At 66.2% G+C, this 21,839-nt stretch carries 23 protein-coding genes; 15 read left to right on the top strand and 8 right to left on the bottom strand.

Annotated elements, in window-relative coordinates:
• Nucleotides 1-69 precede the first annotated feature (69 nt).
• Both AC1KAR_RS18005 and AC1KAR_RS18000 read left to right on the top strand, forming a co-directional pair.
• Entirely contained in the window at nt 70-381 is a 312-nt protein-coding gene (locus tag AC1KAR_RS18005) for a hypothetical protein (protein WP_480320179.1), read from the top strand.
• Between the two features lie 158 nt (nt 382-539).
• Entirely contained in the window at nt 540-956 is a 417-nt protein-coding gene (locus AC1KAR_RS18000) for a hypothetical protein (protein ID WP_480320177.1), read from the top strand.
• A 65-nt stretch (nt 957-1,021) separates the two neighbouring features.
• On the opposite strand, the gene AC1KAR_RS17995 is transcribed toward AC1KAR_RS18000, so the two are convergent.
• The 4 genes from AC1KAR_RS17995 to AC1KAR_RS17980 are packed head-to-tail and all read right to left on the bottom strand — an operon-like array spanning nt 1,022 to nt 3,760.
• Nucleotides 1,022-1,306: a 2TM domain-containing protein gene (locus AC1KAR_RS17995; protein ID WP_480320176.1), complete on the bottom strand. Its 285-nt coding sequence runs from the start codon at nt 1,304-1,306 to the stop codon at nt 1,022-1,024.
• Nucleotides 1,306-2,112 (bottom strand): LytR/AlgR family response regulator transcription factor, encoded by an 807-nt coding sequence (locus AC1KAR_RS17990; protein ID WP_480320175.1) that lies wholly within the window; start codon nt 2,110-2,112, stop codon nt 1,306-1,308. The genes AC1KAR_RS17995 and AC1KAR_RS17990 overlap by 1 nt, the downstream gene beginning before the upstream one ends.
• 16 nt (nt 2,113-2,128) lie before the next feature.
• Nucleotides 2,129-3,181, bottom strand: coding sequence for a sensor histidine kinase (locus AC1KAR_RS17985; protein WP_480320174.1), 1,053 nt, complete (start codon nt 3,179-3,181; stop codon nt 2,129-2,131).
• Between the two features lie 42 nt (nt 3,182-3,223).
• Entirely contained in the window at nt 3,224-3,760 is a 537-nt protein-coding gene (locus AC1KAR_RS17980) for a DUF6622 family protein (RefSeq protein WP_480320172.1), read from the bottom strand.
• Between the two features lie 196 nt (nt 3,761-3,956).
• On the opposite strand from AC1KAR_RS17980, the gene AC1KAR_RS17975 reads away from it, so the two are divergent.
• Complete coding sequence (locus tag AC1KAR_RS17975) at nt 3,957-5,678, top strand: M14 family metallopeptidase (RefSeq protein WP_480320171.1); 1,722 nt, start codon at nt 3,957-3,959, stop codon at nt 5,676-5,678.
• A gap of 13 nt (nt 5,679-5,691) precedes the next feature.
• On the opposite strand, the gene AC1KAR_RS17970 is transcribed toward AC1KAR_RS17975, so the two are convergent.
• Complete coding sequence (locus AC1KAR_RS17970; protein WP_480320170.1) at nt 5,692-7,209, bottom strand: helicase HerA-like C-terminal domain-containing protein; 1,518 nt, start codon at nt 7,207-7,209, stop codon at nt 5,692-5,694.
• Nucleotides 7,210-7,324: 115 nt separating this feature from the next.
• Between AC1KAR_RS17970 and AC1KAR_RS17965 the strand changes: the two genes are divergently transcribed.
• The 10 genes from AC1KAR_RS17965 to rng all read left to right on the top strand — a co-directional run bounded on the left by AC1KAR_RS17965 (nt 7,325) and on the right by rng (nt 16,686).
• Nucleotides 7,325-8,737: an ethanolamine ammonia-lyase subunit EutB gene (locus AC1KAR_RS17965; protein WP_480320168.1), complete on the top strand. Its 1,413-nt coding sequence runs from the start codon at nt 7,325-7,327 to the stop codon at nt 8,735-8,737.
• Nucleotides 8,737-9,531: an ethanolamine ammonia-lyase subunit EutC gene (gene eutC, locus AC1KAR_RS17960; RefSeq protein ID WP_480320166.1), complete on the top strand. Its 795-nt coding sequence runs from the start codon at nt 8,737-8,739 to the stop codon at nt 9,529-9,531. Before AC1KAR_RS17965 ends, eutC begins: the two co-directional genes overlap by 1 nt.
• A gap of 65 nt (nt 9,532-9,596) precedes the next feature.
• Nucleotides 9,597-10,322, top strand: coding sequence for a YebC/PmpR family DNA-binding transcriptional regulator (locus AC1KAR_RS17955; RefSeq protein ID WP_480320164.1), 726 nt, complete (start codon nt 9,597-9,599; stop codon nt 10,320-10,322).
• A 69-nt stretch (nt 10,323-10,391) separates the two neighbouring features.
• Entirely contained in the window at nt 10,392-11,678 is a 1,287-nt protein-coding gene (purD, locus tag AC1KAR_RS17950) for a phosphoribosylamine--glycine ligase (protein ID WP_480320162.1), read from the top strand.
• 27 nt (nt 11,679-11,705) lie between these two features.
• Entirely contained in the window at nt 11,706-12,647 is a 942-nt protein-coding gene (gene hemF, locus AC1KAR_RS17945; RefSeq protein ID WP_480320160.1) for an oxygen-dependent coproporphyrinogen oxidase, read from the top strand.
• A complete protein-coding gene (nadD, locus tag AC1KAR_RS17940) occupies nt 12,644-13,222 on the top strand; it encodes a nicotinate-nucleotide adenylyltransferase (protein WP_480320158.1) in 579 nt (192 codons plus the stop codon). Before hemF ends, nadD begins: the two co-directional genes overlap by 4 nt.
• Nucleotides 13,223-13,287: 65 nt before the next feature.
• Nucleotides 13,288-14,034 (top strand): ribosome silencing factor, encoded by a 747-nt coding sequence (gene rsfS, locus AC1KAR_RS17935; RefSeq protein ID WP_480320157.1) that lies wholly within the window; start codon nt 13,288-13,290, stop codon nt 14,032-14,034.
• Nucleotides 14,031-14,498 carry a 23S rRNA (pseudouridine(1915)-N(3))-methyltransferase RlmH gene (gene rlmH / locus AC1KAR_RS17930; RefSeq protein WP_480320156.1) on the top strand — a complete coding sequence of 156 codons (468 nt, stop codon included), beginning with the start codon at nt 14,031-14,033 and terminating at the stop codon, nt 14,496-14,498. Before rsfS ends, rlmH begins: the two co-directional genes overlap by 4 nt.
• Nucleotides 14,495-15,172: a Maf family protein gene (locus AC1KAR_RS17925; protein WP_480320774.1), complete on the top strand. Its 678-nt coding sequence runs from the start codon at nt 14,495-14,497 to the stop codon at nt 15,170-15,172. Before rlmH ends, AC1KAR_RS17925 begins: the two co-directional genes overlap by 4 nt.
• 11 nt (nt 15,173-15,183) lie before the next feature.
• Nucleotides 15,184-16,686 (top strand): ribonuclease G, encoded by a 1,503-nt coding sequence (rng, locus tag AC1KAR_RS17920; RefSeq protein WP_480320155.1) that lies wholly within the window; start codon nt 15,184-15,186, stop codon nt 16,684-16,686.
• A gap of 6 nt (nt 16,687-16,692) precedes the next feature.
• Here rng and AC1KAR_RS17915 read toward each other — a convergent pair whose 3' ends face one another.
• Nucleotides 16,693-17,388: a class I SAM-dependent methyltransferase gene (locus tag AC1KAR_RS17915; protein ID WP_480320153.1), complete on the bottom strand. Its 696-nt coding sequence runs from the start codon at nt 17,386-17,388 to the stop codon at nt 16,693-16,695.
• Nucleotides 17,385-18,608 (bottom strand): glycosyltransferase WbsX family protein, encoded by a 1,224-nt coding sequence (locus AC1KAR_RS17910; protein ID WP_480320151.1) that lies wholly within the window; start codon nt 18,606-18,608, stop codon nt 17,385-17,387. Before AC1KAR_RS17910 ends, AC1KAR_RS17915 begins: the two co-directional genes overlap by 4 nt.
• A 160-nt stretch (nt 18,609-18,768) precedes the next feature.
• Between AC1KAR_RS17910 and AC1KAR_RS17905 the strand changes: the two genes are divergently transcribed.
• Both AC1KAR_RS17905 and AC1KAR_RS17900 read left to right on the top strand, forming a co-directional pair.
• On the top strand, nt 18,769-19,659 hold the full coding sequence (locus tag AC1KAR_RS17905) for a DUF5672 family protein (RefSeq protein WP_480320149.1): 891 nt from the start codon (nt 18,769-18,771) through the stop codon (nt 19,657-19,659).
• A complete protein-coding gene (locus tag AC1KAR_RS17900) occupies nt 19,626-20,825 on the top strand; it encodes a glycosyltransferase family 9 protein (RefSeq protein WP_480320147.1) in 1,200 nt (399 codons plus the stop codon). The genes AC1KAR_RS17905 and AC1KAR_RS17900 overlap by 34 nt, the downstream gene beginning before the upstream one ends.
• Here AC1KAR_RS17900 and AC1KAR_RS17895 read toward each other — a convergent pair.
• The gene (locus tag AC1KAR_RS17895; RefSeq protein ID WP_480320145.1) at nt 20,746-21,834 is read right to left on the bottom strand and encodes a glycosyltransferase family 4 protein; all 1,089 of its coding nucleotides are present in this window, start codon (nt 21,832-21,834) and stop codon (nt 20,746-20,748) included. The genes AC1KAR_RS17900 and AC1KAR_RS17895 overlap by 80 nt on opposite strands.
• Between the last annotated feature and the right edge of the window lie 5 nt (nt 21,835-21,839).

Genomic DNA, 21,839 nt, shown 5'->3' with positions numbered 1-21,839 from the left:
GCGGGTGGAGCCCAGAACAATCCGGGCATCGCCGGCCGAGACACGACCGGTGCCAGACAGACATTCACCGTGAACCAAGCAGTTTCGTCCGACTACCCCCAGCGCCAACCGCAATCGAATGCCCTCACGCCAGACGCCCACGTGTGGCTGGCTCGCCTGCCACCGCGTTACCAGCCGCTGGCAACGGCCCGGCGGCACCCGCACATCGTGAACCGCCTGGCCGAGCTGTGGGAGGCCCCGGTCGATCTGCACACGCAACTGCGAGAGCTGATGTTCAGTACCCGGCCCGGTCGCCGGCAGGGCTTTGCGTTTGAAGTTCTTACCGAACTGGCCGACCTGCAGTCGATGCTGGAGATGACCCAGCGCGGCGAAACACCCTGAGGCTGCCCGGAGCCGCTCACACGGCGCGGTGGTCGGTCGACGCCCGCTTTACGTTCGGCAACATGGCTTTACCTCCAGCGTGTGAACGCAAGCTGAGTTCGACGCGTTGTGTGCACAGACCGACCGGCTTGTGTCGGGTCTGAAAAGGAGAGCACACCATGTTGAACCGCAAATCCACCCTCGCCGCCGGCCTGCTTGCACTGGGCTCGGTCTTCGCAGGCGCCGCCCAGGCGGCCGATGTGCATTGGTCCGTCGGCATCAACCTGCCGGCCGTGGGCACCGTGATTTCCAACGCCCCCGTTTACTACCCGCCGGCTCCCGTCGTGTACGCGCCGCCCCCGCCTGTGGTGGTGTACCAGCCGGCACCTGCACGCGTCGTGTACCGCCCGGTGCCGGTGTACCGGCCGGTGGTGCCTGTCTACCGTCCGGTCGTGCCTGTCTACCGCCCCGTTCCGGTGCCGTATGGCCGACAGCCCATGGTTCGCGCAGGCTGGGAGCGCAATGGCGACCGGCACGACCATCACCCGGGGCACGGCCCGCGCGGTCGTGGGGATGATCGCCGCCACCATCACTGATGAGCGCCTGGGCGCAAGGTGCTGAGCCGTGAGGAGCCGCCGCAAGGTGCTCCCTCCCGGCTCGGTCATTCCTTGCGGTCGCGCCGCATGCGCTCGATCTCCTCGCGCAGCATGCGTTCGCGGATGCCCTCGCTCTGCAGCGAGGCGAAGGTCATGATGCCGTGGATCGCCAGGCCGATGGCCCAGCCCCACACGAAGAACGGGCGCGTGCGTTCGCCGAGCAGGTACGCGATACCGAAGCCGAGGTGCACGAGCACGAACACCAGGGAGTGCCAGTAGAAGCCGAGCTTGCGCCGAACGCGCCGGTGCGCCCGGGCCTCGATGCTGTCGCGTGGGAGGCGTTCTCTCATCACATGGCCCTGAAAAGGTGGGCGTACAGCCGGCTCACCGCCAGTTTGTCCGGGTGACCGCGCAGTGCCAGCGTAACCTTGCCCGCCTCGTCGCGCGCCGCGCTTTCGACCGCATCGGCCCGAACCACGGTGCCGCGGTGGATCTGCCAGAAGCGGTCGGCATCGAGCTGGGGCAGCAATTCGCGCAGCGAGACCCGGATCAGATGCTCACGCTCGGGTGTGACGACCCGAACGTACTTGTCGGCGGCCTCGAAATAGAGAACCGAATCGACCGGCACCATGTGCACCGCAGCACCCACACCAGCCTGGATCACCCGCAGGCGGGGCGCGGTGGATGGCTGCGAGGCCGTCGCGCCGAGCAGACGGCGCAATTGCACGAGTGCGGCATCCATGGCGTCGGCCGGCGCGGCGCTTTGTTCGCGTTGCTTGAGCGCCTGTTGGAGCCGCCCGCAGGTTTGCGCCAGCCGCTCGGTGGTCGCGGGTTTGAGGATGTAGTCGGCGGCAGCACGCTCGAAGGCTTCGAGTGCGTACTCGTCATGCGCCGTCACGAACACCAGCAACGGGAAGGAGGCTCCGTCGGGCCATTCTTCGGCGAGCTGGTGGGCGGCTTCGAGGCCGCTCAGGCCGGGCATGCGGATGTCGAGAAAGAGCACCTGCGGCCTCAGTGAGAGCGCCTGCTGCACGGCGGCTTCGCCATGCGTGACCGTGGCCACGATCTCGAGCTGCGGCCACAGCTTGCGAAGCTCCAGCTTGAGATGTTCGGCGAGCAAGGGCTCGTCTTCGGCGATGAGGGCGGTGGCGTTCATGACAATCCTGGGCCGTTCAAGTGGTTCGGTTGAAGGGAATCCGGATGATGGCCAGCGTACCGCCTTCATCGTCCGTCGGGCTCTCGAGTGCGAACGTGGCCTCGGCGCCGTAGAGCGTTTCCAGCCGTTCGCGCACCTGGCTCACGCCGAAGTGGGTGCCATCGTTCGCCACCGTGGACAGGCCCGCGCCGGTGTCGCGAACGCTCAGCATCAGATCGTGCTCGGTGCGGCTTGCCGTGACGACCAACCGCCCACCCGCGATGTGCGGCTCCAGGCCGTGCTTGATGGCGTTCTCGACCAGGGGTTGCAGGATCAGCGTGGGCACGGCGAGGGTCCCCAGTTCCTCGGGAAAGTCCACCTGCGCTTGCAGGCGGTCGCCCATGCGAACCTTCATGAGGGCAAGGTAATCGTCGATGCGGGAGAACTCTTCGGACAGCGGCTGAAGCATATTGCGCGAGGCCGTCAGCGTGGAGCGCATGAAGGCCACCAGGCGGTCGAGCATGTCTTGCGCACGCACGGGGTCGATGCCCATGAGCACCCGCAGATTGGCCAGCGTGTTGAACAGCATGTGCGGTTCGAGCTGTGAGGCCAGCAGCTTCAACTGGTTCTCGGCGGCATCGCGCTGGGCCGTGGCCACCAGCTTCTCGAGTTCGCGGCCCCGACCCCAACTGTGGAAGAAGTAGCTGATGGCCCCCGCGGCTCCGAGCGTGAGTAGCAAGTAACCAAGCGCGGCGCCGGGTGAGGTTGACATCTCCTGGAGCGTCGATCTCCCACTGAAGGCATCGCCAATGAAGCGGCCGATGCTGTAGCCCACGATGATGCTGAAGGCCATGAGCACCCAGCGGCGCCAGCCCACGGGCCAGGAGCCGGTCGGCCCGCGCTTGAAGGCGAACTTGCCCAGGTCCATCAGCAGCCAGATCGACAGCCCGATCGCCTGCGCGTAGACCATCTGGTTGAGCGGGTCGGCGTTGCGCAGTGCGAGGCCGGTACCGATCAGAAGGTTGAATGCGACCACCAGCGACCCATTGCGGAGCAGGGTGAGGGCGAGTTGCTGGGCAGGGGGGCGCATGGTTGCTTGGCGAGGCAGGTGGTCTGGGCTGGCGCAGTCTACTCAGGCGGCCTGGGCGCTCGAGCCGGGCTGCGACGGTGCACGCAGGATGCGCAGGCATCGGGCCACGAACAGTCCGCTGAGCGCGCCGTAGACCGCGGGCAGACCGAGGCTGAACGCGGTGTCGTGCACCAATGCGGGGTGGATGGCCACCAGCACCGCGCTCACATAGCGCACGCAGAAGATCGCCCACATCGTGAAAAGTGGACCCAGGCTGCCTTGCACCTCGAAACGACCTTGGCCGAGCGCGCGAGCCTGAGCCGGCAGGCCGATCCAGCGGCTCACGCCCAGGGCCGCGGCGGCGCCGCAAGCCCAGGCGATGAAGACGGCGGCGTGCAGGCCGAGCAGGCCGACCGCGCCCGCCACCGACAACGCGCCCAGCACCACCGGCAGCGCCGTGAGGCGGCGTGTGGCGAGGACTTGCGCCGACGATTGCCGCCAGCCGAATGCTGTCAGCAGCGCCAGGACGCCCCAGACCCACACGGGCGTGTGGCTGATGATCTGTTGAATGAGAAGGCTGGTCGGGAGGTCGGAGGTCATGGTGTTCCTCGGCGTTTGTCGTGATGGGATGGCGTCACTTTGCCGGTCGACGCGCGGCGCGACGAGGCGCATGCGACGAAGTGGCGGCGTGCGTCGCGAAGCGCAATCGGCAAGGCGCGAGAGGCTGGTGCCCGTGGCCCGTGTCCGCTGCCGGTGTCCGTGGCTATAGTCAAACCCCCCAGGAGCGGAGACAGACATGGCTGGAACAGTGGCGCGCGGTCTTGATCAATGGATGCTGCAACTGGGTGCCCTTGGTGCTGCCGCCACCGTGGTGATGGGCGTCGCCGGGTGCAGCTCGCCGATGCCCCCGCACCGGCCGGCACCGCCGCCGCCCGTGGCTGCACCGCCGGCCGCCGCCGCACCCCGGCCCGCTCCGGCGTCGGAAGCCGCCGTGGCGCTGCCCGTAGCGCCCACCCCCTCGGCGGCGCCGGCGGTCAACCCGGCGGTCGCGGCGCGCTTTCCCGATCCCGCGGTGAACTATCGAGTCCCCGCCCTGCAGGACAAGCGCAGCGGCTTCACCACGCAGTCGGAGTTGCAGTCGATCGTGCGGGGCCTGGCGGGCAACGGTGCGTCGGGCGTGCACCTGATCAACCTGGGTACTTCGCAACAAGGCACGCCGCTCGAGGCGCTGCTCTTCACCCAAGGCTCCGACCCGAGCGCAGCCACCTTGCTGGCCAGCGGTCGCCCTACCGTCTTGATCGTCGGCCAGTTGCATGGTGATGAACCCGCCGGCGCCGAGGCCTTGCTGGTCGTGGCGCAAGAGCTGGCCAGCGGCTCGCTGCGCAACCTGCTCGATCGCATCAATGTGCTGGTGATGCCGCGCGCCAACCCGGATGGTGCGCTGGCGGGCACGCAGGCGACCGCGAACGGCATCGACATCGATCGTGACCAGATCCTCCTGGGTGGCGTGGAGACGCAGGCCCTCACCCGGCTGTTGCGCGAGTACCAGCCGGCCGTGGTCGTCAGCGCCCGCGAGTACGCCGTGGCCGACGCTCTCTACCGCCAGAAGTTCGGCACGCTGCAGCGCTACGACGCCTTGCTGCAATACGCAGGCACCGGAAACCTGCCGGCCTTCGTGACCAAAGCTTCCGAAGAATGGTTCCGCGGCCCCTTGCTGGCGAGCCTGAAGCAGAACCAGCTCAGCGCGCAGTGGGCCTACACGACGTCCGACGACGTGGCCGACCGCCGCCTGAGCATGCTCGGCACTGGTGCGGACAGCCTGCGCAACGCCGCAGGTTTGCGCAACGCAGTGAGCTTCAGCGTGGCCTCGCGGGGTGCTGGCATCGGCCGAGAGCAACTCAAGCGGCGCGTTCACACGCAGGTGGTGTCGGTGACGAGCCTGCTGCGCAGTGCCGCATCGCGCGGCGCAGACTTGCTCAAGCTGCGGCAATACGTCGAGGCCGAAGTCAGCTCGCAGACGTGCCAGGGCCAGGTCGTGGTGGAAGCGGGGCTCACACCCAGCGAGTTCACGCTCCAGATGCTCGATCCGACGACCGGTGCCGATCGCGAGGTCAACGTGAACTGGGACACCGCCTTGTCGTTGCAAGCCCTCAAGAGCCGCCCGCGCCCGTGTGGCTACTGGCTCGCCGCCGATCAGGCCGACGCCGTGGCGCGCTTGCGCCTGCTCGGCCTGCGGGTCGACCAGGTGAACGCGATGGGCGTGTTGCAGGCCGAGACCTTCAGCGAAGCGGCCGCGCGCCAGGGCGGTGTGCTGAAGCTGAACGCTGCCAACTCCCTGATCGACGCACCGGTGGGCAGCTACTACGTGCCGCTGAGCCAGCCGCTGGCCAACCTGGCGATCGCGGCGCTGGAGCCCGACGCACCGGGCAGCTACTTCGCCAACGGCGTGATTCTCGACCTGCGCAAGCTGGCGCGGGTGGTGGCGCTGCCCGGGATCAAGTCCGCGCCGGTTCAGTAACTCAAGCGCTGGGTCAGCGGCGCTTGCCGCCGCCGAACAGGCTGCCGAGCACGCCGCGCACGATCTCGCGGCCGACGCTAGTGCCCATGGTGCGCATGGCCGACTTGGCCATGGTCTGCGCCAGGCCGTCGTACTTGGCGCCGCGCGGCCCGGTCCGCCCGAACAGCACATCGTTCAATCCGCCGAGGATGCCGCCGTCTTCGGCCTGGGCCTGGGCGCCGCCCTTGGGCTGGGTGGAGGCGGTTTCGGCACCTGTCTCGGCCCGGCCCTTGATCATTTCGTAGGCCGATTCGCGGTCGACCGACTTTTCGTACACGCCGGCCACCAGTGAGTTGCCGATCAGCGCCTTGCGTTGTTCGGCCGTGATCGGCCCGATCTGGCTGCCCGGCGGGATCACGAAAACGCGCTGCGTGATGCTGGGGCGGCCTTTCTCGTCGAGCAGGCTCACCAGCGCCTCGCCCACGGCCAGTTCGGTGATGGCCGTTTCGATGTCGAGGCCGGGGTTCGTACGCATGGTGCTGGCAGCCGACTTGACCGCCTTCTGGTCGCGCGGCGTAAATGCGCGCAGGGCGTGCTGCACGCGGTTGCCGAGCTGGGCGAGCACGGCGTCGGGGATGTCCAGCGGGTTCTGCGTCACGAAGTACACGCCGACCCCCTTGGAGCGCACGAGCCGAACCACAAGTTCGATGCGTTCGATCAGGGCGGCCGGCGCGTCCTTGAACAGCAGGTGGGCCTCGTCGAAGAAGAAAACGAGCTTGGGCTTGTCGAGGTCGCCCACCTCGGGCAACTGCTCGAACAGCTCGGACAGCATCCACAGCAAGAACGTGGCATACAGGCGCGGCGCGTTCATGAGCTTGTCGGCGCTCAGGATGTTGATCACCCCTTGGCCGTCGGTGCTCTGCATGAAGTCGGTGATGTTGAGCATCGGCTCGCCGAAGAACTTGTCGCCCCCTTGCTCACCGATCTGAAGCAGGCCGCGCTGCACCGCGCCGATGCTGGCCGCGCTGACGTTGCCGTACTCAGTGGTGAACTTCGACGCGTTGTCGCCCACGTACTGGAGCATGGTGCGCAGGTCTTTCAGGTCGAGCAACAGCATGCCGCTGTCGTCGGCGATCTTGAAGACGAGGTTGAGCACACCGGCTTGCGTCTCGTTGAGCGCCAGCATGCGTGCCAGCAGCAGCGGCCCCATGTCGCTGATGGTGGCGCGCACCGGGTGGCCTTGCTCGCCGAACACATCCCACAAGGTGGCGGGACAGGCGGCCGAGGCCGGCGGCTCGATGCCGCGCTCTTTCAGCACGGCAGCGAGCTTGTCGCTCACCTTGCCCGCCTGGGAGATGCCGGTGAGGTCGCCTTTCACGTCCGCCATGAACACCGGCACGCCGATCCTGCTGAAGCTCTCGGCCAGCGTCTGCAGTGTGATGGTCTTGCCCGTGCCCGTGGCGCCCGTGATCAAACCGTGGCGGTTGGCCAGGGCGGGGAGAAGAAAACACTCGTTCTTGTCGTTCTTGGCGATCAGGATGGGCTCGGCCATGGTGCGTTCTCGCTGGGGGATGTGGGCTCAGTCTATCGAAGGCAAGGCCCGCGCGGTAGCGGGCCGGGGCTTGCGATGTTTCAATGGGCACGTGTCCACCCGCAGGTGCAAGCCCATGGGATACCGCCACGCCGTGCAAGGCGAGACCTACGCCTTTGCCGACTTGAAAGACTTGCTCGCCAAGGCGTCGCCGCTGCGCTCGGGCGACGTGCTCGCCGGCGTTTGCGCTGGGAGTGCTGCCGAGCGCATGGCCGCCCGCATGGCGCTGGCCGACCTCCCGTTGGCCGCGTTTGTGCAGCGCGCATTGGTGCCCTACGAGGACGACGAGGTGACCCGCCTCATCGTCGACAGCCATGACGCTTCGGCGTTTTCCGAGATCGCCAGCCTGACCGTGGGCGAACTGCGCGAGTGGTTGCTGCTCGAGACCACCGACACCGCGGCACTCACCCGCGTCGCTCCCGGCCTCACGCCCGAGATGGCCGCAGGGGTGAGCAAGCTGATGCGCAATCAGGATCTGATTTTCGTGTCGCGCAAATGCAGCGTGGTCACGCGCTTTCGTACCACCATCGGCCTGCCCGGCCACCTGGCCGTGCGCTTGCAGCCCAATCACCCGACCGACGATCCCCGGGGCATTGCCGCGTCCATGCTCGACGGCCTGCTCTATGGCTGTGGCGATGCGGTTGTGGGCATCAACCCGGCGGCCGACAGCGTGCCAGCGCTGATCCGCCTGTTGCGCCAGCTCGACGAGGTGCGCCAGCGCTTCGAGATCCCCATGCAAAGCTGCGTGCTCACCCATGTGACCAACCAGATGGCGGCCATGCAGCAGGGCGCGCCGGTGGATCTGGTCTTCCAGTCGATCGCCGGCACCGAGAAGGCGAACGCGGGTTTCGGCGTCAATCTGGCGCTCCTGCGTGAGGCACGGGAGATGGCGCTTTCGCTGCGCCGTGCCACGCTGGGCGCACCGGAAGATGCCAACCTCATGTACTTCGAAACAGGGCAGGGCAGTGCGCTGTCGGCCGACGCACACCATGGCATGGACCAGCAGACCTGCGAGGCCCGGGCTTACGCGGTGGCGCGCGCGTTCAGGCCCTTGCTCGTCAACACCGTGGTGGGGTTCATCGGGCCGGAGTATCTGTACGACGGCAAGCAGATCACTCGCGCCGGCCTGGAGGATCACTTCTGCGGCAAGCTGCTCGGCCTGCCGATGGGCTGCGACGTCTGCTACACGAACCACGCCAAGGCCGACCAGGACGACATGGACAACCTGCTCACCTTGCTCGGCACGGCGGGCGTGAACTTCGTGATGGGGGTGCCCGGCGCCGACGACGTGATGCTCAACTACCAGAGCACCTCGTTCCATGACGCGCTGTACCTGCGTGAGCTGCTGGGCCTCAAGCGCGCACCGGAGTTCGAGGCCTGGCTCACGAAGATGAGCATCACAGACGGCCGCGGCCGTCTGCGGCATGACGCAGGCGGACATCTCCAGCTTTCCGGCCTGGTGCCAGGCGTCGCGGGTGAGGGCGCGTGATGGGCGGGCTCGTACGACGCGATCCCTGGCAGTCGCTGCGAGCGCACACGCCGGCCCGCATCGGCCTGGGCCGTGCCGGCCACGGTGTGCCGACGGAGGAACTGCTGCGGTTCGGTTGCGCACACGCGCTGGCGCAGGATGCCGTGCACCACCCATTCAATGCCGACGCCTTGTCTGAAGGGCTCGCTGAGCAAGGTTGGTCCACGACCATCGTGCACAGCCGCGCGAGCGACCGCGAGCAGTACCTGATGCGCCCCGATCTGGGCCGCCGGCTCGATGAGGCGAGCGTGGCGCGGCTGCAGGCTTTGGCGCCACCGGCATTGCCCGAGCTGGTCGTCCTCATCGGCGATGGCCTGTCACCCTTGGCCGTCGAGCGGCACGCTGCACCCTTGTTGCGGGCGTTGCATGCCGAACTGCCTCCGGCCTGGCGCGATACGCCCGTGGTGCTGGCGCGGCAGGCGCGTGTGGCGCTTGGCGATGAAGTCGGTGAACTGTGGCGAGCAAGGATCGTGGCGGTCTTGATTGGCGAGCGCCCTGGCCTCAGCTCACCCGACAGCCTGGGTGCCTACGTGACCTATAGCCCGCGGGTGGGCCGCAACGACGCCGAGCGCAACTGCATCTCGAACATTCGCCCAGCCGGCTTGCCGCCGGCCGAAGCAGCACGCAAGTTGGCGTGGTTGCTCGCGGCCGCAGCACGGCGCGGGCTGACCGGTATTCAACTCAAGGACGAGAGTGACCTCCGCCTGATCGCTGCGGACGATGCGGCCACCCAGGAAGAGCTGCCGCCCCCGTAAAATGGCGGGCTTCCGATCAACAACGCAGCGCTGCCGCTTTCGGGCAGGGCGAGGAGATTCCTTTCATGGCGGGTCATTCCAAGTGGGCCAACATCCAGCACCGCAAGGGCCGCCAGGACGAAAAGCGCGGCAAGATCTGGACTCGCATCATTCGTGAAATCATGGTCGCGGCCCGTCAGGGGGGCGGTGACCAGAACATGAACCCGCGCCTGCGCTTGGCGATCGAGAAGGCCAAGGCGGCCAACATGCCGGCCGACACGATCAAGAAGAACGTCGACAAGGCCACCGGCAACCTCGAAGGCGTGAGCTACGAAGAGATCCGCTACGAGGGCTACGGCATCGGTGGGGCGGCCGTCATCATCGACTGCATGACCGACAACCGCGTGCGCACCGTGGCCGAGGTGCGCCACGCCTTCAGCAAGCACGGTGGCAACCTGGGTACCGAAGGCTCGGTGGCCTTCCAGTTCAAGCACTGCGGGCAACTCGTGTTTGCGCCGGGGACGAACGAAGACAAGGTGATGGAAGTCGCCCTGGAGGCGGGCGCCGACGACGTCGTCACCGGCGACGATGGCTCCATCGAGGTGTTGAGCGCGCCGGGCGAGTTTGAAGCCGTCAAGGCCGCACTCGAAGCCGCGGGCCTCAAGGCTGAGATTGCCGAGGTGACCATGCGCGCAGAGAACACCATCGACCTCGCGGGTGAGGATGCCCAACGCATGCAGAAGTTGCTCGACGTGCTGGAAGACCTCGACGACACGCAAGAGGTCTATCACAACGCCGTCATCGGCGATTGATCCAGGTCGCGCCCCACGGACAGCGACAAAGACAGCGACACAGAACCCCAGCAGGAACAGAAGGCATCCATGAAAGTCCTCGTCATCGGCTCCGGCGGCCGCGAACACGCGCTGGCCTGGAAGCTGGCGCAATCCCCCAAGCTGCAGACGGTGTTCGTCGCGCCGGGCAACGGCGGCACGGCGCTCGACCCGCACCTCAAGAACATCGACATCACCGACGTCAAGGCGCTGGCCGACTTCGCTCAGGCCGAGAAGATCTCGCTCACGGTGGTGGGCCCCGAGGCGCCGCTCGCGGCAGGCGTGGTCGATGAGTTCCGCGCCCGGGGCCTGCGCATCTTCGGCCCCACCCGTGCGGCTGCTCAGCTCGAAAGCTCCAAGGCATTCGCCAAGGACTTCATGAAGCGCCACGCGATCCCGACCGCGGCCTACGAAACTTTCTCCGACGTGGCCGCTGCACACGCCTACGTCGACAAGATGGGCGCGCCCATCGTCATCAAGGCCGATGGCCTGGCCGCTGGCAAGGGCGTGGTAGTCGCGATGACGCTGACCGAAGCCCACGAAGCCGTGGACTGGATGCTCGCGGCCGACGACAACAAGCTCGGCGTGAAGCACAACGCCGGTGGCGCACGCGTTGTGATCGAGGAGTTCCTGACCGGCGAGGAAGCCAGCTTCATCGTGCTGTGCGACGGCAAGAACGTGCTGCCCCTGGCCACGAGCCAGGACCACAAGCGCTTGCAGGACAACGACCAAGGCCCCAACACCGGCGGCATGGGCGCCTACTCACCGGCGCCGGTGGTCACGCCGAACGTCCACGCGCGAGCGATGCAGGACATCATCCTGCCCACCATCGCCGGCATGCAAAGCGATGGCATCCCGTTCACCGGCTTCCTGTACGCCGGGCTGATGATCGACGAACACGGTGTGCCCAAGACGCTGGAGTTCAACACCCGCATGGGCGACCCCGAGACGCAGCCCATCATGATGCGGCTCAAGACCGACCTGGTCGACGTGATGATGGCCGCCACCGACGGCTCGCTCGACGAGGTCGAGCTGCAGTGGGATCGGCGCGTGGCACTGGGGGTGGTGATGGCCGCGGCTGGCTACCCGCTCGACCCGCGCAAGGGCGATGCCATCACCGGCTTGCCGGCGGCGGCAAGCGATGCCATGGTCTTCCACGCCGGCACCACCAAGCAGGGCAATGCCGTGCTGACCTCTGGCGGGCGTGTGCTGTGCGTCACGGCGCTCGGCGAATCGACACGGCTCGCCCAGGCGCGTGCCTACGAGGCGCTGCAGGGCATCCGCTTCGACGGCGCGCAGTACCGCAACGACATCGGCCACCGGGCGATCAAGCGCTGAGGGCGGCTTGCACCGCAGCCCCGCCCCATGACCAGCACCCAAGGCGTACGCGACTACCTGCTCGGCCTGCAGACGCGCATCATCGATGCCATGCAGGCCGAAAGCGGCGAACCCTTCGTCACCGACGCATGGCAGCGCCCGGCCGGTGAGCGGCTGCAGGGCGATGGGCTGTCGCGCCTGATCGAAGGTGGGCGGTTGCTCGAACGCGGTGGCTGCAACTTCTCGCACGTGAAGGGCCAGGCCATGCCGCCGTCGGCCACGCAGCACCGGCCCGAACTGGCCGGCGCGCCGTTCGAGGCCATGGGCGTGTCACTGGTCTTCCACCCGCGCAACCCTTACGTGCCCACCGTGCACATGAACGTGCGCATGTTTGCGGCACTGCCCGCAGACCGCGAACCGGTGGTGTGGTTCGGCGGCGGCATGGACCTCACGCCTTACTACGGGTTCGACGAGGACGCCATCCACTTCCACCGTTGCAATCGCGACGCATTGGCCCCGTATGGCGACGACAAGTACTCCCGCTTCAAGCAGTGGTGCGACGAGTACTTCTTCTTGAAGCACCGCAACGAGCCGCGTGGTGTGGGCGGCGTCTTCTTCGACGACTTCTCGTTCAGCCCGGCCGAAGGCGGGTTCGAGCGCAGCTTCGAGATGACCCGGGCTGTGGGAGATGCGTTCATCGCGGCTTACCTGCCCATCGTGCAGCGCCGCAGGCACCTGGCTTACGGCGAACGCGAGCGCGATTTCCAGTCGTATCGCCGTGGCCGCTATGTCGAGTTCAACCTGGTCTTCGACCGAGGCACCTTGTTCGGCTTGCAGTCGGGCGGGCGCACCGAGAGCATCCTGATGTCGATGCCGCCGCTCGTGAGTTGGCGCTACAACTGGGCGCCTGAAGCTGGAACACCCGAGGCGCGCCTCTACACCGACTTTCTGCGCCCGCGCGATTGGGCGGCGGAACAAGGCGCGCAGTGAAGCGAATCGGCCTGTTCGGCGGCAGCTTCGACCCTGTCCACAACGCCCATGTGGCACTTGCCCGCCTGGCCCTTGCCGATCTGGCGCTCGACGAATTGCGCTGGATACCTGCTGGACAGCCCTGGCAGAAGGCGAGAGAGTTGGCGGCACCGCATCACCGCGAAGCCATGGTGCGTTTGGCCATCGAGGGTGAGACACGCTTCGTGCTCGACCGCTGCGAGCTGAGACGCAAGGGGCCGAGCTTCACGCTCGACACGGTGCGCGAGATGCAGTCGAGCGAGCCGGGGCACTCGTGGTTTCTTCTCGTGGGCCAGGATCAGTACGCCGGCCTGCACACCTGGCGCGACTGGCGCGAGTTGCTCGGTCGCGTCACGCTCGCCGTGGCCAACCGACCGGGCACCACCGCGCAGGCTCACCCCGACGTGCTTGCTGCGCCGCACAGCGTCGTGTCCCTGCCGATGATGGACGTTTCGTCAACCGATATTCGCCAGCGTGTCGCGGCTGGCCAACCCATCGACAATCTGGTGCCCGCTGCCGTGGCGAGCTATATTGCCCAACACCACCTCTACCGATAATCCACCCCCGGCCGCTGCACGCGGCGGCCACCACCGAGAGACTCGAGAGGCATCCCAGGAGCTGAATGGACATCCGCAAACTGCAACGCGCCATCATTGATGGTCTGGAAGACGTGAAGGCCCAAGGCATCCAGGTCTTCGACACCGAGCACCTTTCACCGCTCTTCGAGCGCGTGGTCATTGCTTCGGGCACTTCGAACCGTCAAACCAAGGCGCTTGCCGCCAGCGTGCGCGATGCCGTCAAGTCAAAGGGCTTCCCGGTCTTGCGCACGGAAGGCGAAGACAACGGCGAATGGATCATCGTGGACTGCGGCGCTGCCGTGGTGCACGTGATGCAACCCGCCATCCGCGACTACTACCACCTCGAAGAGATCTGGGGTGACAAGCCCGTCAAGCTGAAAGCCGAGGCGCCCACCAAGCTGGTCAAGGCGAGCGAACCTGAGAAGCCTGCGAAAGCGGTGGCCAAGAAGGCGCCGGCGAAGAAGTCACCGGTCAAGACGACGGCGACGAAGGCGGCCCCCGCCAAGGCCAGTTCCGCCAAGGCAAGTTCAGCAAAAGCCAGCGCTTCGAAGACAGCCGCAAAGAGCAAGGCGCCAGCCAAGTCGGCGGGCACAACGGCAGCCAAGAAGGTCGTGACTCGCACCGTGGGGGTCAAGACACCAGCCAAGAAGGCGCCGGCCAAGAAGGCCGTCGTCACCAGGGTGGTTGGTGCGAAGAAAGTGGTCGGCAAGAAGGCTGCGCCGTCGAAGCCTGCTGCAAAGAAGGCCGCAGCCAAGAAGGTCGCCCCCAAGAAGAGCAGCGGGCGGGCGTGAAGCTGTTTCTGGTCGCCGTCGGCCAGCGCATGCCTGCGTGGGCCGACACGGCCTACGATGATTTCGCCAAGCGCTTCCCGCCCGAGATGCGCCTGGATCTCAAAGCCGTGAAGGCCGAGACGCGCGGCTCCAAGACCGTCGAACAATTGATGGCCGCCGAGGCCACGCGCATCGAGGCCGCGCTGCCCAAGGGCGTGCGGCGCGTGGTGCTCGACGAGCGCGGCGATCGCTTGACCACGCTTCAACTCTCGGCCCGCATGAAGGCCTGGATGCACGACGGTCGTGACGTGGCCCTGATGGTCGGCGGCCCTGATGGCCTGGACACTGCGCTCAAGCAGACCGCCGACGAAACCTTGCGCCTGTCCGACCTGACCCTGCCGCACGCCTTCGTGCGCGTGATGCTGGCCGAGGCGCTGTACCGGGCATGGACGGTGATGGTCAACCACCCCTATCACCGCGAATGAAATCATCTGCACGCACGGCAACGGGTCCGTCTCCGTCGCAGGAAGGGGACTCCGCCTTGGGTCAGCCCGATGCCAGGTCGTTCATCTATCTCGCCTCGCAGAGCCCGCGGCGCAGCCAGTTGCTCACCCAACTCGGCGTGCGCCATGAGCTCCTGCTTGCAGGGCCTGATGAAGACGCGGAAGCCTTGGAAGCAGAGCAGGCGGGTGAATTGCCTGCCGATTACGTCGAGCGAGTCACTCGGGCCAAGCTCCATGCGGCGCGAGCACGCTGGAAGGCGCGCGGGCTTCCGCCAGCGCCCATTCTGTGTTCGGACACCACCGTGGCACTGGGGCGGTGCATCCTCGGCAAGCCCGTCGATGCTGTCGATGCGCGCAATACCCTGTCCTTGCTCGCCGGGCAAACGCATCGCGTGATCACGGCGGTGGCGCTCGCGTGGGGGCGCGATGAAGCACTCGCCGTGAGCGTCTCCCACGTGCGGTTTGCAGCGATCAGCGAGCAAGAGATCGATGCCTACATCGAAAGCAAGGAGCCCTTCGGCAAGGCCGGAGCCTATGCAATCCAGAGTGCCGCTGCGGCCTGGATCGCGCATATCGACGGGAGCTACTCCGGTATCATGGGTTTGCCCCTCTACGAGACGGCCCAGCTGCTGAAGCAAGCGCGCGTGAAGTTCTAACCCTGTACTCCATGCAAGACATCCTCATCAACTGGTCGCCCCAGGAAACGCGTGTGGCCGTGGTCGAGAACGGCGCGGCGCAAGACCTCTACATCGAACGCACGCTGGAGCGAGGCCTGGTCGGCAACATCTACGCCGGCCGCGTGGCGCGCGTGTTGCCCGGCATGCAGTCGGCGTTCATCGACATCGGTTTGGAGCGCGCTGCCTTCCTTCACGTGGCAGATGTTCACGTGTCAGGCAACAACGGCTCGCGCGGCGAGCATGGCCCCGGCGTGCCGCCTCCGCTGCCGATCGAGCGTCTGGTGTTCGAGGGTCAGACGCTCACCGTTCAAGTGATCAAGGACCCGATCGGTACCAAGGGTGCGCGCCTGTCCACACAGATCAGCATTGCAGGCCGCATGCTCGTGTTCCTGCCGCAAGACGATCACATCGGCATCTCGCAGAAGATCGGTTCGCACGAAATGCGCGAGCAGCTGCGCAGCCGCATGAACGTGCTCGTCGGCAAGCCGGAAGAGGGCAGCGGTGACACCTACGCCGGCGGCGGCTTCATTCTTCGCACCAATGCCGAAGATGCAACCGACGAGGAACTGGGCGACGACATCGCCTACCTGCGCAAGACCTGGGGCGTGATCCGCGAACGCAGCTTCAAGTCGCCGGCCGGCACGCTGCTGCACCAGGACCTGAGCCTGGTCGAGCGCGTGCTGCGAGATCTCACCAACGACTCCACCCAGTCCATCCGCATCGATTCGCGTGCCCAGTACGAGCAGCTCGTGGCCTTTGGTGCCGAGTTCACGCCCGGTTCGGTGGCCAAGCTTGCGCACTACAAGGGCGAGCGCCCGATCTTCGACCTGTACAGCATCGACGAGGAGATCGCTCGTGCGCTCGCGCGCCGCGTCGACCTGAAATCGGGCGGCTATCTCATCATCGACCAGACCGAGGCGCTCACCACGATCGACGTGAACACCGGCGGCTACGTCGGCGCGCGCAATTTCGACGACACCATCTTCAAGACGAACCTCGAAGCCACCCAGGCCATTGCGCGCCAGCTCCGCTTGCGCAACCTGGGCGGGATCATCATCATCGATTTCATCGACATGACCCGCGAGGAGCACCAAGGCTCAGTGCTCGCCGAATTGCGCAAGCAACTCGCCCGCGACCGCACCAAGATCACGGTGAGCGGGTTCACCCAGCTCGGCCTGGTCGAGATGACCCGCAAGCGCACGCGCGAATCGCTGGCCCACATGCTGTGCGAACCATGCCCCATATGCGAGGGCAAAGGTCAGGTGAAGACACCGCGCAGCGTCTGCTACGACATCCTTCGAGAGATCTTGCGGGAAGCACGGCAGTTCAACCCGAAGGAGTTCCGCGTCGTGGCCTCAGCCACGGTGGTCGAGATGCTGCTCGACGAAGAGAGCCAGCACCTGGCAGGCTTGTCGGACTTCATCGGCAAACCGATTTCGTTGCAGGCCGAGACCTCGGGGTCGCCCGAGGCGTACGACATCGTGCTGCTGTAGGCCGCGTCAGACTTCTTTCGGCTTCTTCACGGCTTCGAGCTCCCACAGCAGGTGGGACTTGCGGTTCTCCGGAAGCTCCCACCCGCGCTTGCCGCGGAGGAACCGGATGGACTCGCGGACGCCGTAGGCAATGCGTCGCGACAAGCGTTTGTCCTTTGCGTAGCGCCGCTGCTGCTCTTCGCGTTCTGCGGCGACATCTTCCGCGACGACGAGGCTCAGGTCAGGCTGCCGGACCCATTCGACGCGAAGCACCTTGAAGTCACCGTTGAACCCATACATGCGGCCCCAGGGGGATACGCCAGAGAAGTAGAAGTGCGTGCGATCGGTGATCACGTTCACGTGCGTTGGGTCGACGAACACCTCCGGCGCCGGGAAGGCCGGCGTGACCGCGTACAGACGACCGCCGGGTGCCAGAACGCGCCAGATCTCGTTCATCAAGTCGATGAAGGGCAGCGTCGTCCTGCGGCCCGAGTCGACCGCCAGCACGCGCGGGATGTGTTCGATGAAGTCGAACGCCGAGACCGAACCGAAGGTGTCGTCCTCGTAGGGGATCGGGTCTAGCGACAGGTTTGCGGCGCGCGACTCGAAGCTGTCGGTTGCGGGGATATCGCGAATGTCCACCCCATAGAGCTTGCTTCGGCCATAGGGGTTGCGCGGCCGGGTGCCGCAGCCGAGATCGAGGTGCTTGTCGGGCAAGGTCATTCATTGGCTCCACGAGGATGGGGCGATGTCAGGTCCTGGATCACGTCTAGCAGCTTCATTCCGTGCTCGTCATCCGGCTCCAGGTAGGTGCCTTCGGCCCACTCGTTCCAGGCGTTGAAGAACAGGAACTCGGCATTCTGGCGCCGCCCCTTCTCGAGCTGTGCCGCCATGCCGCGTCGGAAGGCTGCGAGGTTGAAATTGCGCAGGACGAGAGACCGCAACGCACGGCGCGGGCTGTTGTCCCAATCGGCGAAGCCGCCTGGGTAGACGCTCTGGGCCAGGGGTCGGCGGTTGACTTGCTTCCACAGCGCCTCGTAGTCGTGAGTGCCCAGCTTGTGCGGTCGCGCATCGCGAACGAAGAAGCGGCGAACCTTGGCCAGGTGCCGCACCAGTTTCTCGCGCCGCCGGTGCCCGCGCGTGAGGTGATGCTGGAGCGTGTGCATGGGTTCGAACTCGGCTCTCGCGTCGAACAGTTCGACGCGGTGGTCCGGGTCGGAGCCCGTGAGCATCGAGACGATGTGCAACCCGGGCAGGCCCGCATCGCGCGCCAAGGCATACCACCGCCCCAGCATCTCGGGCATCCGTTCGATCGAGACAGTGCGGTAGATCAGGAACATTGGCTTGCCGTCGACGCGGATGTAGCGAGGGTCCTGGAACGCCTTGAGCAGATAGGCGAAGTGCCGGTCCCACTCGTTCTGTTCTCCGTATAGCTGGGGCATGAGCACATCGCGATCGCCGCCGTCCCACGCGCGCGTCCAGGGCTCGTTGGCCCAGGCCAGGCAAAAGGGGAAGTCAGGCGTCTTCGCTTGGATCATCGCGTCGACTGGCTTCTCAAGAAGCTGCCGTCCATTGAACCAATAGTGGTAGTAGCAGAAGCCATACACACCGTGCCGCCGGGCCAGATCGGCCTGCCATTCGCGCGTGGCCGGGTCGAGCATGTCGTAGTAGCGGCCTTCCGCCGGTGCGCGGGGCTGTCGATGGCCGCGAAACAGAGGCTTGCTCTTGCGAACGTTCGTCCATTCGGTAAAGCCTTTGCCCCACCAGCGGTTGTTTTCCTCGATCTCGTGATACTGAGGCAGATGAAAGGCGATGATCTTGGGTGTTGCCATGCGAACGACAAGAGAGAGTGGCGGCGCCGCCGAGTCAGCTCGGACTTCTTGGCGATGAAGGGACGGCGAATTATCTGGCAGGCGCGTCGTGTGGCCGCGCGTGCCGAGCACGAAAGAGGTGTCAACCCGTTTTCAAGGGAGAATGCGACGCCACCTTGACGCCGCTTCCGACTCGATCGCGATGAGCACGCTTTCCCTTTCGCAGGTGACCCTTTGCTGCATCGACTGCACACCGCGGCTCCCCTGGGCATTGCGTGCACTGGAGGTGTCGATGAGGCAGGTGCACTTCGCTGATGCGGTCCTGTTCAGCGATGCCGAAACCATGCGGGGCGTGACGCTCCCAGAGGGCGTGCGCTGGGTCGAGATCGAGCCCTTGCGCAGCATCGAGGCCTACTCGCAGTTCATGATCAAGGGCCTGTCCGATCACCTCGTGACCTCGCACCTGTTGGTGATCCAGTGGGACGGCTACGTGCTGAACGCCGAGGCTTGGAGCGACGAGTTCATGCAGCACGACTACATCGGTGCGCCGTGGAACCACATTCCCGAGCCGTGGAAGGTCGGCAATGGTGGCTTCTCGCTGCGCTCGCGCCGGTTGCTGGAGGCCCTGCAAAGCCCGCAGATCCAGGCCAGTCACCCCGAAGACATCTGCATCTGCAAGACCTATCGGTATGAGCTCGAGCAAAGTGGCATTCGCTTCGCCCCGGTCGACATCGCCCGTCGATTCGCGGCCGAGGATGACCCGCTGACTGGCGCCGAGTTCGGCTTTCATGGGCCGTACCACCTGCCCACCGTGCTGGAGCCAGCGCAGGTGCTGGCGTTCATCGAGTCTCTCGATCCACGCGCCGTGCAGGCACATTACTTTGGCAGCCTGCTGCGCGAAATGCGTGGTGGCGCCCAGCGCGATGCGGAGCTCCGGCCCGCGATGCACGCATTTCGCCGGCTGATCCTGCGTGCCGTCGCCAGCCTGCAAGGCTCTGCAAGCTTGACGCCGCAGGCGCTTGGCATCACGAAGGCGTTGATACGGTACGGCGAGTTCGACGCCGCGGCGCAGCTGCTTGCGCACCGGCGGCATGCAGCTGGGTTTCGCTGGGGCGAAGCCCGGTTGTGGATGAGACTGAAGGCGAAGTCGTGGATTGGCCACTTGCGTGGGCCCGCGGCATGACGGACGAGGCGATGGGCGGAGATGCCTCCGGGTCGTGGCTGACCCGCTACGCGGCGCAGACCTGGACGCCACCATTCCCGCAGGCCTTGCCGTCGAATACCCAGCACTACGCGGCCAATGCACCGGTGCCGAAGGTGGCGTGGCGCCGCGCCTTGAGAGAAATCAACCTCGCCCTCCATGGGCAGCGCAGCCTGGAGCGTCGGCGGATCGACCCCGCCGTGCACAAGCGAATCCTTTGGATCCACCAGGGCACTCCTCAGGTTGGTGACTCGCTGATGGACCTGGCCGCACGCGTGCTGCTCCGAGGGCGCGTGGAGCGGCTCGACCTGCTGACCGACCAGCATCTTCTGAGCCTGTATCGACATGACGAGGTGTTTGGCCAGGTCGAGTCTTCGGCCGCGGCGCTGGCCGAGGCCTATGACCTGGTGTTGCTCCACAGCACCTCGTCGCGCTCGCTGAGGGACAAGTTTCAACACTACAGGCATACGCCTTTTGCGCATGTGCTGGGCTTCTACACGGGGCCGGAGTTCAACCGCACCTTGTTCGGCTTCTACCGGATTGCCCAGCTGCTCGGCTTGCGGCTGGACACCGGTGATCTCAACCGGATGGCCAAGCCAAGCATGTGGCCGGGCGCCGACGCGATCGCCGTGGCTTCCCGGCTCGCTGTCCCGCAGGGCAGCCTGGCGCTTGCGCTCGGCGGCGTGCGCGACTGGCGTACCTACACCCGATGGGTGCCTGTGCTCAAAGGCTTGCACCAGGCGGGCATGGAGGCGCCGGTGCTGCTGCTCGGCGCAGACAACGGCCTCGCACTGCGCGACGAGATTGTCGGTTCGGTGCCCGGGCTTCGCTTCATCGACCGCGTGGGTCAACACAGCCTGGGCGAAGTGCAGGCGCTGATGCAGCGCTGCGGTCTGGTCATGTGTGCCGATGGCGGCCTGCTGCACGTGGCGCACACGGCTGGCGTGCCTGTGCTGGCGATGTTCGCGGGCATCATCGAGCCCCGCTTTCGGGTCACGGCCGCGAACCGAACCACCTGTCTCTACGGCGCCGAGCGCGTGGACGACATCCCGCCCGATGACGTGGTCGTCAGTGCGCTGGAGGCGATGGCAGGCCCAGCATCCTTGCGTACACCGACAGGTAGTCCCGTACCGCGCGATCCCAGCTGAACTGCGCGGCGTGCTGCCGGATCGTGCCTGTACTGGCGAGCAGACGCGGCATCTCACGCTCGATGGTCTGCCGCATGGCCGTGGCGTCGAAGCTGTCGAAGTAGGCTGCAGCGCTGCCTCCGACCTCCGGCAGGCTGGTCAGGCGAGAGAGGAACACCGGCTTGCCGAAGTGCATGGCCTCCAGCGGCGGCAGGCCAAAGCCTTCGGTGATCGACGGGAAGAGGAAGGCCCGGCAGTTTGCATAGAGCCAGGCCTTTTGGGCGTCGCTCACCTCTTGCACCACATGCACGTTGGCGAGCCCGCGTGTTCGCGCCTCGGCTGCCAGCAGATCTGAATCGCGCGTCGGTGGACCCGCGAGCACCAAGGGTTGCTCCGGCCACAGTGCGGCCATCTCCAGCAGGCTGCGCGGGTTCTTTGATGCCGCCATGCGGCTCAGATGCAAGAGGTACTGGCCGGCGGGCAAGCCAGGCACGGTCTCTTGCGCATGAGCCGTGAGATCACGCGCCCCGTTGGGGATGACCGTGATGGGGCCCTTCCATCCGAGGTGCTTTCGTATGTCGCCCTCAACGTGGTGCGTGAGCGTGCTCACCTCGTCGAAGTAGCGCAGCCGACGCATCAGCTTGTGCATCGCTCTCTGCGAATCGCGTTCCTTGTCGTGATAGATCTGGTTCAGATCGTGAATGGTCAGCAACGAGTGGCGCGTGCCGAAAGGCGGGACGATTCTGCCGAGCTGGTTGAGCCCATGCCATACATCGAAGCGGCGAAAACCTTGCCAATGCCAGTAGCCCTGCAGCTTGCTCGTGTCGAGGTACGCCACGCTCTGACCGAAGCGGCCGTGCCAGTGGCGCGGCATGTGCAGGTGGAACTGCACGCCGTACTTCTGCCGCCACTGAGGGGCCAGTGCCGCGATCCGCTCGCACACCTGGGTGGAGAACTCGCCGATCCCGTCGCTCAGCGAAGCGATCATGCCCAGGCTGATGCCGACGTGGCGGGCTGGCGGCAGAGGCATCGCGG

Source organism: Piscinibacter sp. PDB1-1 (assembly GCF_056675995.1).
Note: the sequence above shows the minus strand (reverse complement) of the source record. Positions and strands in the feature narration are given on the sequence as shown.

Coding starts and splice junctions, on each gene's coding strand:
- AC1KAR_RS18000 (WP_480320177.1), top strand. CDS start 540: ATGTTGAACCGCAAATCCACCCTCGCCGCCGGCCTGCTTGCACTGGGC.
- AC1KAR_RS17995 (WP_480320176.1), bottom strand. CDS start 1,306: ATGAGAGAACGCCTCCCACGCGACAGCATCGAGGCCCGGGCGCACCGG.
- AC1KAR_RS17990 (WP_480320175.1), bottom strand. CDS start 2,112: ATGAACGCCACCGCCCTCATCGCCGAAGACGAGCCCTTGCTCGCCGAA.
- AC1KAR_RS17985 (WP_480320174.1), bottom strand. CDS start 3,181: ATGCGCCCCCCTGCCCAGCAACTCGCCCTCACCCTGCTCCGCAATGGG.
- AC1KAR_RS17980 (WP_480320172.1), bottom strand. CDS start 3,760: ATGACCTCCGACCTCCCGACCAGCCTTCTCATTCAACAGATCATCAGC.
- AC1KAR_RS17975 (WP_480320171.1), top strand. CDS start 3,957: ATGGCTGGAACAGTGGCGCGCGGTCTTGATCAATGGATGCTGCAACTG.
- AC1KAR_RS17970 (WP_480320170.1), bottom strand. CDS start 7,209: ATGGCCGAGCCCATCCTGATCGCCAAGAACGACAAGAACGAGTGTTTT.
- AC1KAR_RS17965 (WP_480320168.1), top strand. CDS start 7,325: ATGGGATACCGCCACGCCGTGCAAGGCGAGACCTACGCCTTTGCCGAC.
- eutC (WP_480320166.1), top strand. CDS start 8,737: ATGGGCGGGCTCGTACGACGCGATCCCTGGCAGTCGCTGCGAGCGCAC.
- AC1KAR_RS17955 (WP_480320164.1), top strand. CDS start 9,597: ATGGCGGGTCATTCCAAGTGGGCCAACATCCAGCACCGCAAGGGCCGC.
- purD (WP_480320162.1), top strand. CDS start 10,392: ATGAAAGTCCTCGTCATCGGCTCCGGCGGCCGCGAACACGCGCTGGCC.
- hemF (WP_480320160.1), top strand. CDS start 11,706: ATGACCAGCACCCAAGGCGTACGCGACTACCTGCTCGGCCTGCAGACG.
- rsfS (WP_480320157.1), top strand. CDS start 13,288: ATGGACATCCGCAAACTGCAACGCGCCATCATTGATGGTCTGGAAGAC.
- AC1KAR_RS17925 (WP_480320774.1), top strand. CDS start 14,495: ATGAAATCATCTGCACGCACGGCAACGGGTCCGTCTCCGTCGCAGGAA.
- rng (WP_480320155.1), top strand. CDS start 15,184: ATGCAAGACATCCTCATCAACTGGTCGCCCCAGGAAACGCGTGTGGCC.
- AC1KAR_RS17915 (WP_480320153.1), bottom strand. CDS start 17,388: ATGACCTTGCCCGACAAGCACCTCGATCTCGGCTGCGGCACCCGGCCG.
- AC1KAR_RS17905 (WP_480320149.1), top strand. CDS start 18,769: ATGAGGCAGGTGCACTTCGCTGATGCGGTCCTGTTCAGCGATGCCGAA.
- AC1KAR_RS17895 (WP_480320145.1), bottom strand. CDS start 21,834: ATGCCTCTGCCGCCAGCCCGCCACGTCGGCATCAGCCTGGGCATGATC.